Source organism: Flavobacterium sp. UBA6195 (assembly GCF_002422095.1).
Taxonomy (GTDB): Bacteria; Bacteroidota; Bacteroidia; order Flavobacteriales; family Flavobacteriaceae; genus Flavobacterium.
In genome coordinates this window covers 1-14,912 of record NZ_DITB01000060.1, presented here as the reverse complement: position 1 = coordinate 14,912, position 14,912 = coordinate 1, and the positions used below count along the sequence as shown (strand labels likewise).

Genomic DNA, 14,912 nt, shown 5'->3' with positions numbered 1-14,912 from the left:
AGTTCGAGCCTCGTCTTCCGCTCCACAAAAAAGCCTTGCATTTGCAAGGCTTTTTTTATTTCAATTCGTTAAGTTCGGTTTCTGGAGCTACTTCAATAGGAGTTTCATTTCTTTTGAAAATTCTTGCGGTTAAAGTTCCTTTTAATTTTACAGAATCACCTTTCACTTCTAACCAACTTCCTTCTCTTAATCCTATAACCGGTTGCGGATTAAAATGATGAAATTCATTAATTCTAGTTTCACGCGTTTCTCCCATATGTGTTGAACCTTCAATCGGTTCTAAATAATGGGGATTAATATTAAAAGAAACAAACCCTAAGGTTCTAAAACTCGGCGGATATACAATAGGCATGTCGTTTGTTGTACTCATAGTTAATCCACAAATGTTACTTCCAGCACTTGTTCCTAAGTAAGGTGTTCCGTTTTTAACTACTTTTTCTAAGGTGTCCATAACATTGTTTTTATACAATTGGCTTACCAGTAAAAAAGTATTTCCTCCGCCAGTAAAAATTCCTTGTGCTTTTTCAAGGGCTTCGATTGGGTTTTCAAATTCGTGAATTCCTTTTACCGATATATTAATTTTAGTAAAAGCTTCGCTAACTTTTTTAGTATAATCATCATGCGAAATTCCGCTAGGTCTTGCGTATGGAATAAAAAGTAACTCTTTCACATTAGAAAAGAACGATTGCAATTCAGGTAATAAATAGTCTAAATATTCACCTCCATGTAAAGTAGAAGTGCTGGCAATAATTATATTTTTCATTGATTATTTTTTTACAAAGCTACCAAATTTGTCTTAACATAAGTTTATCATCTTGTTAGGATTTCATTTTAAAAGTTTCCACTTAAATTTACATATCATGAAAATGAAGTTTATGGCAAAACGATTACTTCTAATTTTTATTTTTTTTCCATTAGTCGTTTTGTCACAAAATGATTCCCTTGTTAATGGAAAAATAGTTTCAGAATCCTCTTTGCTGGAAGGAATTCACGTCATTAATTTAGCTACACGAAATGGTGTTGTGACAGATTCAAGAGGTTATTTTCAAATAAAAGCCAAAGTTTCCGATACGCTTCAGTTTAGTGCTGTAAATTTAAAAGCTACTCGATATATTATAAAAGCTACTGATTTTTCTAATGATTTATTGTTAATCAAAATGGAGTCACTTATCACGGAATTGGAGGAAGTAGCAATTATTAATTATAAAAACATAAATGCTGTTGCTCTTGGCATTGTTCCTGCAAATCAAAGAACCTATACACCAGCTGAAAGAAAATTAGCGGCGGCAGGAGATTTTAAATGGTATAGCCCATTATTAATTCCGTTAGGAGGAATGAGTGTTGATGGTCTCATTAATTCTGTGAGTGGAAGAACTACCATGTTAAAGAAGGAATTGGTAGTTGAAAGAAAAGAGCAGTTGCAAGATAAGACTATCGATTATTTTGAAAGAAAATATTTTGTAGAGACATTAAAAATTCCAGATGAATATGTAGATGGTTTTTTGTTTTACATTGTAGAGAATGAAAAATTCAGCAATGCTATGAATGATAAAAACAGAGTAATGGCTGCTTTTGTATTGACGGAATTAGCAACTGAATTCTTGAAATTAAAAGAAATAGAACTTAAATATTCAAGGCAAAATGAAAACTAAATTGGCATTAGTAATGTTTTTTCTAGTGAATCAATTTTTTTTTGGTCAGCATATTGAAAGAAAAATATTGAAAGGTAGAATCATTGCAGATACAATTGAAGTTGAGAATCTAACGGTTTTTAATATTACTTCAAATGTAGGAGCTGTTACAAATGTAGATGGTAAATTTTCAATAAAGGCTAGACCAAGCGATACTCTGTATATTCAAGGGATTTCTTATGAATCTAAAAAATATATTATAACAGATAGGGATTTTTGGCAAGAAGAGTTGGAAATATTACTTAAGGTTAAAATAACAGAATTGAATGAAATTGAAATTACACCTTACACATTAACAGGAAATATTAAACAAGATACTAAACGAATAAAGGTGTATGGTGAAGGATTTTCAAAAATAGACATGAGTATTAAGCATTATGAAGACAATGTAAGAATAGGCTCTCCAATAAATACCGCTATGCCAAGTCACTTTGCTCCTAATGGTGCTGCCTTTGATTTTATTGCTATTGGTAGAGGTTTAGGGAAATTATTAGGAATTAAAGGAAATCCAAAGAAAAATTCAGAACGCGTTTTTGAAGAACGAAGACAAAGAGACATTCAATCCAAGTCTTTTTCTGATCATATTTTTGAACGTTTTTCATATAATTTTTTTGTAGAAACTTTAAAAATTAGACATGAAGATATTTCAATGTTTTTGCAATATGCTGAAATGCCAGTAAAAGATTTGTCTTTATTTCTAAAACCAGAATATGAAATTCAACTTATCGAATTTTTGACAACTAAAGCAAAATTATTTAATTCTGAAAAACAAGTTGAATAATTAGTATTTTTACCAAATGAAAAAGAAATTACTTCAATTTATAATGCCACTTTTTTTGGTTGTTTTATTAAGTTCGTTTGCATGGCATAAATTTTATGTGTCAGTAACTCAAATTGATTTTGTACCTAATAAAAAAAGAGTAGAAATAACTTCCCGAATCTTTATTGATGATCTTGAAAAAGCATTAGAAAAAAAATTTAAAAAGAAGTTTTATATCACTTCAACCAAAGAAATTGAGAATTCCGAAATTCTAATTCAAGAATATTTGAAAGAAAAAATAAAAATTTCTATCAACAAAAAAGCTCAGAATATAGAATATTTAGCTCGAGAAGTAGAAGGTGATGTGTTAATTTTTTACACTAAAATTGCAATTTCAAAAAAAATAAATACCTTCGAAATCTATAATTCACTATTAACGGATCTTTATAAAGAACAGCAAAATATTGTTCATTTGAATATTAACGGTAACAAAAACAGCTTTTTATTTACTAATAGTGAAACTAATCAAAAAATAGTCTATTAAATAGAATTCAATTTATGAAAAAGTCAATTGTATTAAGTGCTTTTCTATCTTTAGTTATGTCTTTTGGAGCTGTAGCTCAAGAAGTAAAACCAGAAGAAAAAAAGCGAGAGCTTGGACATTATAACGAGAATAAGTTTCGTCAAATGTATGACGAAATGGCTACTCCAAATATGTTTAGAACAGCATCTGGTGCGCCTGGACCAGCTTATTATCAACAAAAAGCAGATTATAAAATGAATCTGGAATTAGATGATAAGAACAAAAAATTATACGGTTCTGAAACCATTACCTATTATAATAATGCACCAGAGGCACTAGAATATTTATGGGTACAATTAGAACAAAACATCGAAAGACCAGATTCTAAGACTCCTTTAGTTGAGAACCAAAATATGGATAAATCGATAACGGTGACAAATTTTACAAAAAAATACATGGATAAACCTTTTGAAGGCGGTTTCAATATTGAATACGTAAAAGATGCAAAAGGAAATCCAATGAAATATACCATCAACCAAACGATGATGCGTATCGATTTACCAAAACCACTTAAAAATGGAGAAAAAATTTCTTTTTCAATCAAATGGTGGTACAATATTGTGAATTACATGGAAGGAGCACACAACGGACGTTCAGGTTATGAGCAGTTCCCTGATGGAAATCGTTTGTATGTAATGGCGCAATTTTTTCCAAGAATGGCTGTCTATAACGATGTTGAAGGTTGGCAAAACATGCAATTTTGGGGAAGAGGTGAATTTGCTTTAGTATTTGGAGATTACGATGTAAATATCACAGTTCCAGCTGATCATGTAATGGAGGCAACTGGAGTTCTACAAAATAGAAACGATGTTTTTACTGCAGAACAAATAAAAAGATGGGAATTAGCTGAGAAAACTTTTGATAAGCCCGTAGTAATTGTTACTCAAGAAGAAGCGGTTGCAAAAGAAAGTAGCTTTTCAGATAAAAAGAAAACATGGAAATTTAAAGCACAAAATGTTCGTGACTTCGGTTTTTCAACTTCAAGAAAATTCATAATTGATGCTATGGCGGTTGATTTGCCAACAAATAAACCATTAGCAATTTCAATTTACCCAAAAGAAGCAAATCCGCTATGGGGAGATTTATCTACAAAAGCGGTTGCACATACATTAAAAACCTATTCTCATTTTACATTCGATTATCCTTATCCAAAAGCAGTTTCAGTTTCGGCAGAAGATCAAGGAATGGAATATCCAATGATTTGTTGGAATTACGGCCGTCCTGATGAAAAAGGTTTTGTGAGTGATAGAATTAAATATGGAATGTTAGGCGTAATTATTCATGAAGTAGGACACAACTTCTTCCCAATGATTGTAAATTCAGACGAAAGACAATGGTCTTGGATGGATGAAGGGTTAAATACATTCTTAGAATACTTAACAGAAACTTCTTTCGATCCTAATTTCCCTGCAACAAGAGGTCCAGCTAAAAATATTGTACCTTACATGAAAGGAAAACAAAAATATTTAGAGCCTATCATGTCAAACTCTGAGAATATATACAATTTTGGAGCTAACGCTTATGGTAAGCCAGCAACTGGATTGAATATTTTGAGAGAAACCATTATGGGTAGAGAATTGTTTGATTATGCATTTAAAACCTATGCAAATCGTTGGAAATTCAAACACCCAACTCCAGAAGATTTCTTTAGAACTATGGAAGATGCTTCTGCGGTTGATTTGGATTGGTTTTGGAGAGGTTGGTTCTATTCAACCGATTATACCGATATAGGTGTAAAATCAGTTAAACAATATTTTGTTTCTACAGAAGCTTCAAAAGAAACGCAAGCAATGTTTAATAGAAGAGGAAGAAAAATCAGTGATGGTGAGCCAATGTTGTATTTAGTTGCAGAAGACACACCTGATTTTAATCCTGAATTAAAAAAAGGGTTTGATGTTAAAAATGTACAAGCACTTTCAGATTATTTAAATAAAAATTATTCTGTAGAAGAAAAGAATGCTTTAAAATCTCCTAAATATTTCTATGAAGTAGAGTTTGAAAAACCAGGAGGATTAATAATGCCAATCATTGTAGAGCTTCAGTTTGAAGACGGAACTAGTGAAACTCACAAATTCCCAGCTCAAATTTGGAGAAAGAACAACGATATTGCTAAGCGAGTTTTTGCAACGGAGAAAAAAGTGGTAAAAATTCAAATCGACCCAAAATTAGAAACAGCCGATGTTGATGTTGAAAACAATTATTGGCCTAAAGCAGAAACGGTATCAAAATTTGATACATTAGAGAAAAAATAAGAATTAAGGCTATCTTCGGATAGTCTTTTTTTTGATTACTTTAAGATAAAGTAGGTATAAAACTTTGTAACTTTGCGAAGTTAATTTTCAAAAGTACACTATGTTTGGAATTGGTGGAGGTGAATTGTTTTTCATCATTTTAGTTGTTTTAATGTTATTTGGATCAGATAAGATTCCAGATATTGCTCGTGCTTTAGGAAAAGGTATGGCGCAATTGAAGAATGCTACCAACGAAATAAAAAGCGAAATTCAAAAAGGAACTCAAGATGCAGGTTTGGACATGAATACATTAACAGGCGGTGTTTCTGAAGAAATAGCAAAAGCGAAAGAAGGAATTGCTAAAATGGTGAATCCAATGGAAAATATGAATTTAGATGTTCAAAATCCAATAGAACAAGTAAAAGAAGATATTGAAAATATTACCGGACCCATAAAAAGACAAATGTAATTTTGGAGCACTTAATAAACTTAGATAAAGAATTATTCCTTTTTTTAAACGGATTAGGCTCAGAACCATTTGATGGTTTCTGGATGATTATTACAAAGCAATTTTATTGGTCGCCACTTTTTATCGGAGTTTTATATCTGATTCAAAAGAAAGTAGGATGGAAGGGTTTAGGGATTATTATTCTTTTCTTAGCCGCTTTAATTACGTTTACAGATCAAATCACTAATCTGTTCAAGTTTTCTTTCGAACGTTTACGCCCATGTAATAATCCTGAATTTGAGGGTATTATGCGAGAAGTGATGAATAGAAAATCATTCAGTTTCTTTTCTGGCCATGCTTCTAACTCTTTTGCATCAACAATATTTATCGTATTAATTCTAAGAAAATATTACAAACACACTTATTTGTTGTATCTATTCCCATTAATCTTTGCTTATAGTAGAATTTACTTAGGATTGCACTATCCTGGAGATATACTTACAGGTTACCTTGCTGGAGGAATTTTTGGTTTTGCGTTTTATAAATTGTATTTGTCTTTTGGAAAAAAATATAATTTGAAAACTGCGGCTGAAAACTGCGGCTGAAAACTACAAAACTCTACTAACCGTTAAACCATCACGAATCGGCAATAAGACTGTTTCTACTCTAGGGTCTGTATTTAGTAATTTGTTATATTCTAGTAAAACGGGTGTGCTTTTATCATTTGGTTTTACTTCTTCTAATACTTTTCCGCTCCACAATACATTATCAGATAAGATAATTCCGCCTTTATTCATCATGGGAACAATTAAGTGAAAGTAATTCACGTAATTTTCTTTATCAGCATCAATGAAAACCAAATCGAATTTTTTATTTAAAGTCGGAATAATATCAACCGCATCACCTAAGTGTTGAAAAATTTGATCTTTCCACGGCGAAGCATCAAAATATTTTCTTTGAAAATCGACTAATTCTTCTTCAATATCAATTGTATCTAAAGTTCCGTTTTCAGCCATTCCTTCTGCTAAACACAATGCTGCATAACCAGTATAGGTTCCAATCTCCAAAATATGCTTCGGGCGAATGATTTTTGAAAGCATACTCAAAACTCTACCTTGAAAATGACCACTCAACATTCGAGGTTGCATGATTTTTTGGTGCGTTTCTTTGTTTAATTTCGCTAATAATTCAGGTTCTGCTTGTGAATGATTGGCAACGTAATCTTCTAAATCGTCTGATATGAAATGCATTTTATAAACTTTTTATTGGATTTTGAAATGTGTTAAAAATTCTAATTATGAATATTTCAGAATCTTTTATATAGTAAAGAATTTTATAATTTCTAACGATAATTCTTCTGCAATCCTTTCTATACTCATCCATTTGAAATTGCTCTACAAAAGTAATCGTATTTGGTGCTTGATAAATTTCGTCAATGATTTTATTTGCAGTTTCTAATGAAATTTTGTGAGAAAGATAATAATGTATGTTTGAAATATCTTCGAATGATTTTGAAGTCCAAATAACTGAAAATATCATTTATTTTCTTTTTAATTGCTGAATTTTTGAAGCCATTTCATCGTTTGAAAAAGTTTTATTGTTTTTAATGTCTTCAAAACCTTCTTCAACTTTTAATTGGTATTCATCTAAATTTAAAGCATAGCCTTTCGAATCAAAAGCAATAGTTTCTTTTGAATATTCATTTAAAACTGAATCTACAATGCGAAGCACGCGCTCATCGGCATTTTCAAGTTTCAATTTGATAATTTCTTTTAATTCAGGAATTCCCATAAAATTCTTTTTAACAAAAATACAAAAAGAATTCATCCAAATTTCTAATTTCTGAATTCTAATTTCTAAAATCATTACTTTTGCACCATGCAAATCGAGAAAAAAGACATACGAGCACTAACTAAAGAACAATTACGTAATTTTTTTGTTGCTAACGGAGATAAAGCGTTTCGTGGTAACCAAGTTTATGAGTGGTTATGGCAAAAACGCGCGCATACTTTTGAAGATATGACCAATGTGTCTAAAGAAACGCGCGCCATGTTAGAAGCTAATTTTGTAATTAATCATATCAAAGTAGATACTTTACAACGTAGCGAAGATGGAACTGTTAAAAATGCCGTTCGTTTGCATGATGACTTAATTGTAGAATCGGTTTTGATTCCAACTGAAACTCGAACTACCGCTTGTGTTTCTTCGCAAGTAGGTTGTAGTTTAGATTGTAATTTCTGTGCTACAGCGCGATTAAAGCGCATGCGTAATTTGGAACCAGGAGAAATCTACGACCAAGTAGCAGCCATTGATAACGAAAGTCGTTTGTATTACGACCGACCTTTATCTAACATCGTTTTTATGGGAATGGGAGAGCCTTTGATGAATTATCCAAACGTAATGAAAGCGATTGATATGATTACGTCTACTGAAGGTTTAGGAATGTCGCCAAAGCGAATCACCGTTTCTACTTCTGGAATTCCGAAAATGATTAAGAAAATGGCCGATGATGAGGTTAAATTCAAACTAGCAGTTTCCTTACATTCAGCTGTTGAGGAAATTCGAAACGTAATCATGCCATTTACTAAAAACTTTCCATTAACCGATTTGCGTGAGAGTTTGGAATATTGGTACAGAAAAACCAAAAGTAAAATTACTTACGAATATGTGGTTTGGAAAGGAATCAACGACGATAAAAAATCGATTGATGCTTTGGTGAAATTCTGTAAATATGTTCCTTGTAAAGTAAATTTGATTGAATATAATCCAATTGATGATGGTATGTTTCAACAAGCCTCTGAAGAAGCAACTAACGCTTATATAAAGGCTTTGGAGAGAAACAATATCGTAGCAAAGGTACGAAGAAGTCGCGGTAAAGATATTGATGCGGCTTGTGGGCAATTGGCGAATAAATCTTAAATTAATTTTACATTTTTATTTCGATATTGATGAATGGTTTTAGAATCTTTAATTTTTGCCTTTAGCAATTGTTTTCGTACATTTGTTATCGAATGAAAATAACCGAACAAATAAAGCTCCCAATCACCAATGAAATGGAACTCTTTGAAGAGAAGTTTCGTGATTCCATGTCTTCAAAAGTGGCTTTATTGAACAGAATTACACATTATATTGTAAACCGTAAAGGAAAACAAATGCGACCTATGTTTGTTTTCTTAACCGCTAAAATGGTTTCGGGGGGTTCTATTAATGAGCGGACTTATCGTGGTGCTTCGGTTATCGAATTAATTCATACCGCAACTTTAGTGCATGATGATGTGGTTGATGATAGCAATAAACGTCGTGGTTTTTTCTCATTAAATGCTTTATGGAAAAATAAAATCGCGGTTTTGGTTGGCGATTATTTATTGTCAAAAGGATTATTGCTTTCTATTGATAATAATGATTTCGATTTACTAAAAATCATATCAGTAGCCGTTCGCGAAATGAGTGAAGGTGAATTGCTTCAAATTGAAAAAGCGCGAAGATTAGACATTACAGAAGATGTTTATTATGAAATTATCCGTCAAAAAACTGCTACTTTAATTGCAGCTTGTTGTTCGCTTGGTGCTTGTTCTGTTGCTCCAGATGATAAAGAAGTGGTGGAAAAAATGCGCAAATTTGGAGAGCTTATCGGAATGGCATTTCAAATAAAAGATGATTTATTCGATTACACCGATGACGCCATTGGAAAACCAACCGGAATCGACATCAAAGAACAAAAAATGACATTGCCATTGATTTACGCTTTGAACAATTGTTCTCCAAAAGAAAAAAGTTGGGTTATCAACTCAGTTAAAAATCATAACAAAGATAAAAAGCGTGTAAAAGAGGTTATCCAATTTGTAAAAGATAAAAACGGATTGGCATATGCTGAAGAAAAAATGATTCAATTTCAACAGGAAGCTTTGCGTTTAATAGAAAATTTCCCATCGTCTTCATACAAAGATTCTTTGATTTTAATGGTCAATTATGTTATTGAAAGAAAGAAATAATTGAACTGGTTATTTTACTGAAATTAAAAGAATATAGGGGGTAGATTTTAATTTGAGGTTGAATAAATTTAAATTATAACGCTAGGCTTTTTGGGTTTGAATTGTGATTAGAATTGGATTTATTTTTCTTAGATTTAAAGAAATTTGTAATCCAAAAATTTACATCATAAGCAGTGGGTTCAAAGCCATTTTTTTTAATAAAGTCGTTGTAATATTTCAAAAATTCATTTAGAGAAGCATCCATTTTTTTGTTTTTTTCGGGGTTATTTTAGTTTTTAATTGTTCTTTTTGTTCATAAGGAAATTCTAATGTTACCGTTGTAATTTCATTTTCTTTGCTTGAAATGGAAATTTTCCCATTTAAAAGTTCTGTGAATTGTTTAGCAATAATTAATCCTAGACCTGATCCTTTAATTGTAGAAGTATTGCTACCTCTAAAAAATGATTTGAAAAGATGTTTGTTTTCACTTTGAGGAATTCCACAGCCAAAATCAATAATTTCAATTTTGAAATTATTGGTAAAGTAATCTACTTTAATGATAGGATTGCTACTGCCTACAGAATATTTAAATGCATTAGAAATTAGATTGTTTAAAATATGAGTTAGTAAACTTTCGTCAGTTTGTATATTTTTTTCAAATTTCTTTTTGTCTATAATTATTTTTCTTCCGTCTTTTTCATTATTAAAATAAGTTTCAATTAGATTATCAATGAATTTATTTAAGTTTAATTCTTTTATTTCAACTTTTAAGTTATTTGATTCGTATGCCCCAAAAACTAGAATATTATTCATTAATTCTGTCATACGATTAACTTCATTAGAAATTCTTGAAGAAATTCTTTCAATTTCATCTTTTTCATTAATTTGTAAAAGATTCATTTTGTAATTCAATAGTTCAATATTAGAATAAATTACAGACAAAGGAGTTCTAAATTGATGAGATGCCATTGTGACAAAACCCGATTTAAGTTCGTTTAATTCCTTTTCTTTAATTAAGGCTTGTTGAATATTTTCTCTATCTTTTACCCTCTCGGTAATATCTCTACTTGAAGTTTGAAGACCAATAATTTGGTTTTCATTATCTAAAATTATTTTAGAGTATGTTTCCAGCCAAATGTATTTCTCACTTTTAGTTTTGAATCTAAAAGTTATAATTTCATTTTTATTTTTAAGAATATTAGCATGTTGTTTGGCTACTCTTGCAACGTCATCAGGATGAATATAAGTATAAGGGTCTTTTAATAATAACTCAGAAGGGCTAAATCCGGTTATTTTAGTAGAAGTATTAGAGGCATATGTTATGGTTCCGTCGGTTTGGTGTTGCATTATAAAATCAGAAGTATTGTCTGCAATAAATCGATATTTTTGTTCTGAAATAGCTAACTTGTTTTTAAAGTTAATAGTGTCGTTGATATTAGTAATACTTCCTATTATGATTTTTTCATTAGTAATAAAATCTAAATCAATGTTTAGAAGTAGTAATCCCCAAATTTTTTGATTGTTTTTCATCAAAAGCTGTACTTCAAAACTTGTAGAAGTTTTTGAATTAAGTAACAGCTCAACAGCTTCATCTTTTGATACGTTTTCTAAATAGTCAAAAATATTTGAACCCAAACAAGCAGCAATATTATGTCCTGTTATTTCCTCCCATCTATTATTTAAAAAAATAAGATTTCCATCCAAATCCGTTTTAAAAATAATTTCAGCTAGATTATTAACTAGATGATCATACTCGTTTCTTTGTTTTGCTAATTCAATTTCTTTGGTTTTTATTTCGCTAATATCAATATGAGTACCAATTATTTTTTCAGCAATTCCAAATTCATTTTCTAACATTATTGCAGAATACTTTATCCAAACATAATGACCTTCTTTGTGTTTCATTCGAAAAATACCTTCGTATTTATCGGTTTTTCTTTCAATGAATTTTTCAATTTTATATACGGTTTCAACTAAGTCGTTAGGATGTAATTTTGATTTCCAAGTTTCAAAATTATGTTCAAGCTCATTGTTGTTGTATCCTAGCATTCCAAACCAATTGTACGTAAATTTAACTTCGTTAGTAATTAAATTAATTTCCCATTTTGCCTGATTTGAGCCTTGCATGTAAAAATCTAACTCGTTCAATGTTTTTTCTAAGTCTGATCTTACTTTCTCCTGATTTAATCTTAGACCTATATTATGAGCAACTGTATGTAGTGCCTCCACTTCTTCTTGAGCCCAAATAGTTTCGTTTTCACAATCATCAAATCCAATCCAGCCCCAAAAAACATTGTTTGAAAAAATCGGAGTAAATAAATAAGATTTAATATCCTGCATTTCCATTACCTCTCTGAAATAATCATTTGTACTTTCTTTAACTAAACCAAAGAGGGGTTCGTTTTTTGAAAGAGGTTTATATAAACCAGGAAATGCCTCATAGGTATGGCCGCTTAAATCAGGACTTCCAATAAAAGGAGTAGTGTTAGCATCACACCATTCATATTCATAATTAAGAATCAAAACGTCGTTTTTAACTTCATTCTTAAATATATAACATCTGTTTATTTCGATATTACTGCCTAATGTATTTATGCAATTTTGTAATGCATCATGAATGTTTAACTCCTTAAGAAGATAATTATTTGCCTCTGATATAGCTTTGAGAAGATGAATCATTTTTGTATTTATAGGGGGTTGATAATAGTTTAGATTTTTTCTTGACAGATTAAAATAAAAAGCGTAACTTTAGGTAAAAATCAATAAAAATTAAGTTTCTTGTTTTATAATTTTCAATAATTTCTAAATATTTTTTTTCCAATTTTAAGAGCACTATATTATTTGAATCAAAATTATTTTATTTATTTTTTCCAATACCCTTATTTACTTATAAGTTAAAATTTTATGGCAATATTTTAAAAAAATTAAAATTAATTTTACTCCATGAAAATCACTAATCCTCAATTGCTTCTGGTAGAAGATGATATCTCCTTAGGTCAAACTATTTCTGAGTTACTTCAGGTTAATGGTTATGATGTGAAATGGTGTAAAAATGGACTGGAAGCTTTCCAGCTTTTAGAAAATAATTTACCAGATATTATTATATGCGATTTAATGATGCCTATAATGACAGGAGAAGAATTGTTTCTTAAAATTAGAAATTTTAGAAGGTATGATCAAATACCATTTATCATTATTACTGCTGATTTAACTTTTGAAAATAAAATAAGACAATTAGAAAACGGAGTTAATGATTTTATAAATAAACCTTTCAAGATACAAGAGCTGGTATTAAAAATTAAAAACTTTTTAAACTATAAAGCTAATGTTGTAAAGCAAAGTCAAAATCCGATATCGAAAATTCAAATTAAATCTAGAAAAAACGATTTCTTTGATAAAATTAATGATATCATAATTAAAAATATCAAATCCGATATTACTATTGAAAGGCTTGCTAAAGAGGTTTTTGTAAGTAAATCTACATTAGATAAAAAAATAAGAAAATTTAAACAAGTTAATGTTTCTACTTACATAAGAGAAATTAGACTTAATTATGCAATTAGCCTTATTGAAGCGGGAGAGGGAAATGTTGATGCTTTAGCTAATGAAAGCGGTTTTAATTCAACATCTTATTTTTCAATTTGCTTTAAAAACTACACAAGTTTATCTCCAAAAAAATATATTAAACAAAAAATTCAAGGAAAATAATTTTTATTTTTTTTACTTTCATACAACCTTTTTATTCTTGTTCTCGTCTATGTATTTAGAAGATATGATTCAATAAATGAATTATATCAAAATCAGTATCATTTATTTTAAATTTGAACATGATATTGAACTTAAAATGAAAGTAATTCAACTAAATCAAGAAGAAAAACAACTTATTATGTTGGCTGTCGAAAATAATAGACAAGCGCAACAGCAAATTTATGCCAAGTTTTCTTCTAAAATGTTGAGTATTTGTCGTCAATACATAAAAGATATTCACCACGCTGAAGACGTAATGATTACGGGATTCATGAAAGTATTTACCAATCTAAAACACTTTGAACACAAAGGCAGTTTCGAAGGTTGGATTAGAAGAATAATGGTGTATGAATGTATCGATTTTCTTCGGGTGAAAAAGAATAATTTTAGTCACCAAGATATTGAAGATGTTACAATAAGCGAGAATGAATCGGTATATGAAATGGAAGATTTTTCTGTAGATGACATTCAAAACATGATTGATAATTTGCCCGATGGTTATAAAATGGTTTTTAACTTATATGCAATTGAAGGTTACAAACACCAAGAAATAGCCGAAATGCTTAAAATAAGTGAAGGAACATCAAAATCACAATTATCACACGCTAGAAAGTTATTGCAACAACAAATCACAGAATTAAAAAAGAAACTCAATGGAACCAAATAAAATAGATAATCAAATAAGAGAAAAGCTGAATGCTAGAGAAATTCAGCCTTCTGCACAAGCTTGGGATCGCTTAGATGTTATGCTTACGGTTTCAGAAGAAAAAAAGCCAAAGAAAGGTTACGGATGGTTTTTTGTAGCCGCTTCTACGATACTTTTTCTCGGATTGGGATTTTTCATTTTCAATTCAAACGAAACGCAAGAAATTAATAATTCAACACCAATTGTAACCACTATCAACGAAGAAATTGATACGACTGAAACCAATAAAATAAATGAAATTTCAGTTAGAAATGTAAAATCTCTTTTGGTTCAGAATGAAATAAATAATTCACAACCAACAAGAAATAAAAAATCTGTTGAAACAAGTAAAGGGATAAAAGAGGAAAGCGTTTCGGAAGAAAAAATTACTCCCAACTCCCAACTCCCAATTCTTAAAACATATAAATACGTTTCACCAGAAAATTTATTAGCCGAAGCTCAAACTGGAGAAAGAACAATAAATTTAGACAATAAAATTGCTCCAAAATCAAAGGTTAAAATTGATGTTAATTCATTATTAACAAGCGTTGAAAAAGAACTAGATGTTAATCATAGAGAAACTACATTAGAAAAATTAAATAGAAAATTTCAAGATGCTAAATCAGCATTAGCTAATAGAAATTACGAATAAACAAAAATCATCATTAATTAAAAATCAAACAGTGATGCAAAAAATTATTTTGTACACCATCATTATTGCTTTTAGTTTAGTGACAAAAGCATTTGCCCAGGAAAAAAGTTTTGAAAAAAAGGCGAAAGAAATCGCTTCTAACAT

The 14,912-nt window shown here is 30.2% G+C and carries 16 protein-coding genes; 11 read left to right on the top strand and 5 right to left on the bottom strand.

Annotated elements, in window-relative coordinates:
* Positions 1 to 55: 55 nt before the first annotated feature.
* The gene (gene pepE / locus B4I81_RS05110) at positions 56 to 763 is read right to left on the bottom strand and encodes a dipeptidase PepE (RefSeq protein ID WP_291108400.1); all 708 of its coding nucleotides are present in this window, start codon (positions 761 to 763) and stop codon (positions 56 to 58) included.
* Between the two features lie 97 nt (positions 764 to 860).
* Here pepE and B4I81_RS05105 point away from each other — a divergent pair, with 97 nt between their 5' ends.
* From B4I81_RS05105 to B4I81_RS05080, 6 genes are all read left to right on the top strand, one after another.
* Complete coding sequence (locus B4I81_RS05105; RefSeq protein WP_291108398.1) at positions 861 to 1,652, top strand: carboxypeptidase-like regulatory domain-containing protein; 792 nt, start codon at positions 861 to 863, stop codon at positions 1,650 to 1,652.
* Positions 1,642 to 2,472, top strand: a complete 831-nt coding sequence (locus tag B4I81_RS05100) for a hypothetical protein (protein ID WP_291108396.1) — start codon at positions 1,642 to 1,644, stop codon at positions 2,470 to 2,472. Before B4I81_RS05105 ends, B4I81_RS05100 begins: the two co-directional genes overlap by 11 nt.
* A gap of 16 nt (positions 2,473 to 2,488) precedes the next feature.
* On the top strand, positions 2,489 to 2,995 hold the full coding sequence (locus B4I81_RS05095; protein ID WP_291108393.1) for a DUF6702 family protein: 507 nt from the start codon (positions 2,489 to 2,491) through the stop codon (positions 2,993 to 2,995).
* A 14-nt stretch (positions 2,996 to 3,009) separates the two neighbouring features.
* Complete coding sequence (locus B4I81_RS05090) at positions 3,010 to 5,286, top strand: M1 family metallopeptidase (RefSeq protein WP_291108391.1); 2,277 nt, start codon at positions 3,010 to 3,012, stop codon at positions 5,284 to 5,286.
* Between the two features lie 100 nt (positions 5,287 to 5,386).
* Positions 5,387 to 5,734, top strand: coding sequence for a Sec-independent protein translocase subunit TatA/TatB (locus B4I81_RS05085; protein WP_291108388.1), 348 nt, complete (start codon positions 5,387 to 5,389; stop codon positions 5,732 to 5,734).
* Positions 5,734 to 6,318 (top strand): phosphatase PAP2 family protein, encoded by a 585-nt coding sequence (locus B4I81_RS05080; RefSeq protein WP_291108493.1) that lies wholly within the window; start codon positions 5,734 to 5,736, stop codon positions 6,316 to 6,318. The genes B4I81_RS05085 and B4I81_RS05080 overlap by 1 nt, the downstream gene beginning before the upstream one ends.
* 3 nt (positions 6,319 to 6,321) lie before the next feature.
* Here B4I81_RS05080 and B4I81_RS05075 read toward each other — a convergent pair whose 3' ends face one another.
* The 3 genes from B4I81_RS05075 to B4I81_RS05065 are packed head-to-tail and all read right to left on the bottom strand — an operon-like array spanning position 6,322 to position 7,579.
* Positions 6,322 to 6,963, bottom strand: a complete 642-nt coding sequence (locus B4I81_RS05075; RefSeq protein WP_291108386.1) for an O-methyltransferase — start codon at positions 6,961 to 6,963, stop codon at positions 6,322 to 6,324.
* Position 6,964: 1 nt separating this feature from the next.
* Entirely contained in the window at positions 6,965 to 7,252 is a 288-nt protein-coding gene (locus B4I81_RS05070; RefSeq protein ID WP_291108384.1) for a type II toxin-antitoxin system RelE/ParE family toxin, read from the bottom strand.
* On the bottom strand, positions 7,253 to 7,579 hold the full coding sequence (locus B4I81_RS05065) for a hypothetical protein (RefSeq protein ID WP_291108382.1): 327 nt from the start codon (positions 7,577 to 7,579) through the stop codon (positions 7,253 to 7,255).
* Between the two features lie 12 nt (positions 7,580 to 7,591).
* Here B4I81_RS05065 and rlmN point away from each other — a divergent pair, with 12 nt between their 5' ends.
* Together rlmN and B4I81_RS05055 are read left to right on the top strand one after the other, a co-directional pair.
* The gene (gene rlmN / locus B4I81_RS05060) at positions 7,592 to 8,632 is read left to right on the top strand and encodes a 23S rRNA (adenine(2503)-C(2))-methyltransferase RlmN (protein ID WP_291108380.1); all 1,041 of its coding nucleotides are present in this window, start codon (positions 7,592 to 7,594) and stop codon (positions 8,630 to 8,632) included.
* Positions 8,633 to 8,724: 92 nt separating this feature from the next.
* The gene (locus tag B4I81_RS05055; protein ID WP_291108378.1) at positions 8,725 to 9,705 is read left to right on the top strand and encodes a polyprenyl synthetase family protein; all 981 of its coding nucleotides are present in this window, start codon (positions 8,725 to 8,727) and stop codon (positions 9,703 to 9,705) included.
* 228 nt (positions 9,706 to 9,933) lie between these two features.
* On the opposite strand, the gene B4I81_RS05050 is transcribed toward B4I81_RS05055, so the two are convergent.
* Positions 9,934 to 12,363 (bottom strand): PAS domain-containing protein, encoded by a 2,430-nt coding sequence (locus tag B4I81_RS05050; RefSeq protein ID WP_291108376.1) that lies wholly within the window; start codon positions 12,361 to 12,363, stop codon positions 9,934 to 9,936.
* 264 nt (positions 12,364 to 12,627) lie between these two features.
* Between B4I81_RS05050 and B4I81_RS05045 the strand changes: the two genes are divergently transcribed.
* The 3 genes from B4I81_RS05045 to B4I81_RS05035 all read left to right on the top strand — a co-directional run bounded on the left by B4I81_RS05045 (position 12,628) and on the right by B4I81_RS05035 (position 14,768).
* Positions 12,628 to 13,392, top strand: coding sequence for a response regulator transcription factor (locus tag B4I81_RS05045; RefSeq protein ID WP_291108374.1), 765 nt, complete (start codon positions 12,628 to 12,630; stop codon positions 13,390 to 13,392).
* 136 nt (positions 13,393 to 13,528) lie between these two features.
* Positions 13,529 to 14,098 carry an RNA polymerase sigma factor gene (locus tag B4I81_RS05040; protein WP_291108491.1) on the top strand — a complete coding sequence of 190 codons (570 nt, stop codon included), beginning with the start codon at positions 13,529 to 13,531 and terminating at the stop codon, positions 14,096 to 14,098.
* Positions 14,085 to 14,768, top strand: a complete 684-nt coding sequence (locus tag B4I81_RS05035) for a hypothetical protein (RefSeq protein WP_291108372.1) — start codon at positions 14,085 to 14,087, stop codon at positions 14,766 to 14,768. The genes B4I81_RS05040 and B4I81_RS05035 overlap by 14 nt, the downstream gene beginning before the upstream one ends.
* Positions 14,769 to 14,912: the final 144 nt, after the last annotated feature.

Excerpts from the sequence above, each read along its gene's own strand:
- pepE (WP_291108400.1), bottom strand. The coding sequence starts at position 763 with ATGAAAAATATAATTATTGCCAGCACTTCTACTTTACATGGAGGTGAA.
- B4I81_RS05105 (WP_291108398.1), top strand. The coding sequence starts at position 861 with ATGAAAATGAAGTTTATGGCAAAACGATTACTTCTAATTTTTATTTTT.
- B4I81_RS05100 (WP_291108396.1), top strand. The coding sequence starts at position 1,642 with ATGAAAACTAAATTGGCATTAGTAATGTTTTTTCTAGTGAATCAATTT.
- B4I81_RS05095 (WP_291108393.1), top strand. The coding sequence starts at position 2,489 with ATGAAAAAGAAATTACTTCAATTTATAATGCCACTTTTTTTGGTTGTT.
- B4I81_RS05090 (WP_291108391.1), top strand. The coding sequence starts at position 3,010 with ATGAAAAAGTCAATTGTATTAAGTGCTTTTCTATCTTTAGTTATGTCT.
- B4I81_RS05085 (WP_291108388.1), top strand. The coding sequence starts at position 5,387 with ATGTTTGGAATTGGTGGAGGTGAATTGTTTTTCATCATTTTAGTTGTT.
- B4I81_RS05075 (WP_291108386.1), bottom strand. The coding sequence starts at position 6,963 with ATGCATTTCATATCAGACGATTTAGAAGATTACGTTGCCAATCATTCA.
- B4I81_RS05070 (WP_291108384.1), bottom strand. The coding sequence starts at position 7,252 with ATGATATTTTCAGTTATTTGGACTTCAAAATCATTCGAAGATATTTCA.
- B4I81_RS05065 (WP_291108382.1), bottom strand. The coding sequence starts at position 7,579 with ATGATTTTAGAAATTAGAATTCAGAAATTAGAAATTTGGATGAATTCT.
- rlmN (WP_291108380.1), top strand. The coding sequence starts at position 7,592 with ATGCAAATCGAGAAAAAAGACATACGAGCACTAACTAAAGAACAATTA.
- B4I81_RS05055 (WP_291108378.1), top strand. The coding sequence starts at position 8,725 with ATGAAAATAACCGAACAAATAAAGCTCCCAATCACCAATGAAATGGAA.
- B4I81_RS05050 (WP_291108376.1), bottom strand. The coding sequence starts at position 12,363 with ATGATTCATCTTCTCAAAGCTATATCAGAGGCAAATAATTATCTTCTT.
- B4I81_RS05045 (WP_291108374.1), top strand. The coding sequence starts at position 12,628 with ATGAAAATCACTAATCCTCAATTGCTTCTGGTAGAAGATGATATCTCC.
- B4I81_RS05040 (WP_291108491.1), top strand. The coding sequence starts at position 13,529 with ATGAAAGTAATTCAACTAAATCAAGAAGAAAAACAACTTATTATGTTG.
- B4I81_RS05035 (WP_291108372.1), top strand. The coding sequence starts at position 14,085 with ATGGAACCAAATAAAATAGATAATCAAATAAGAGAAAAGCTGAATGCT.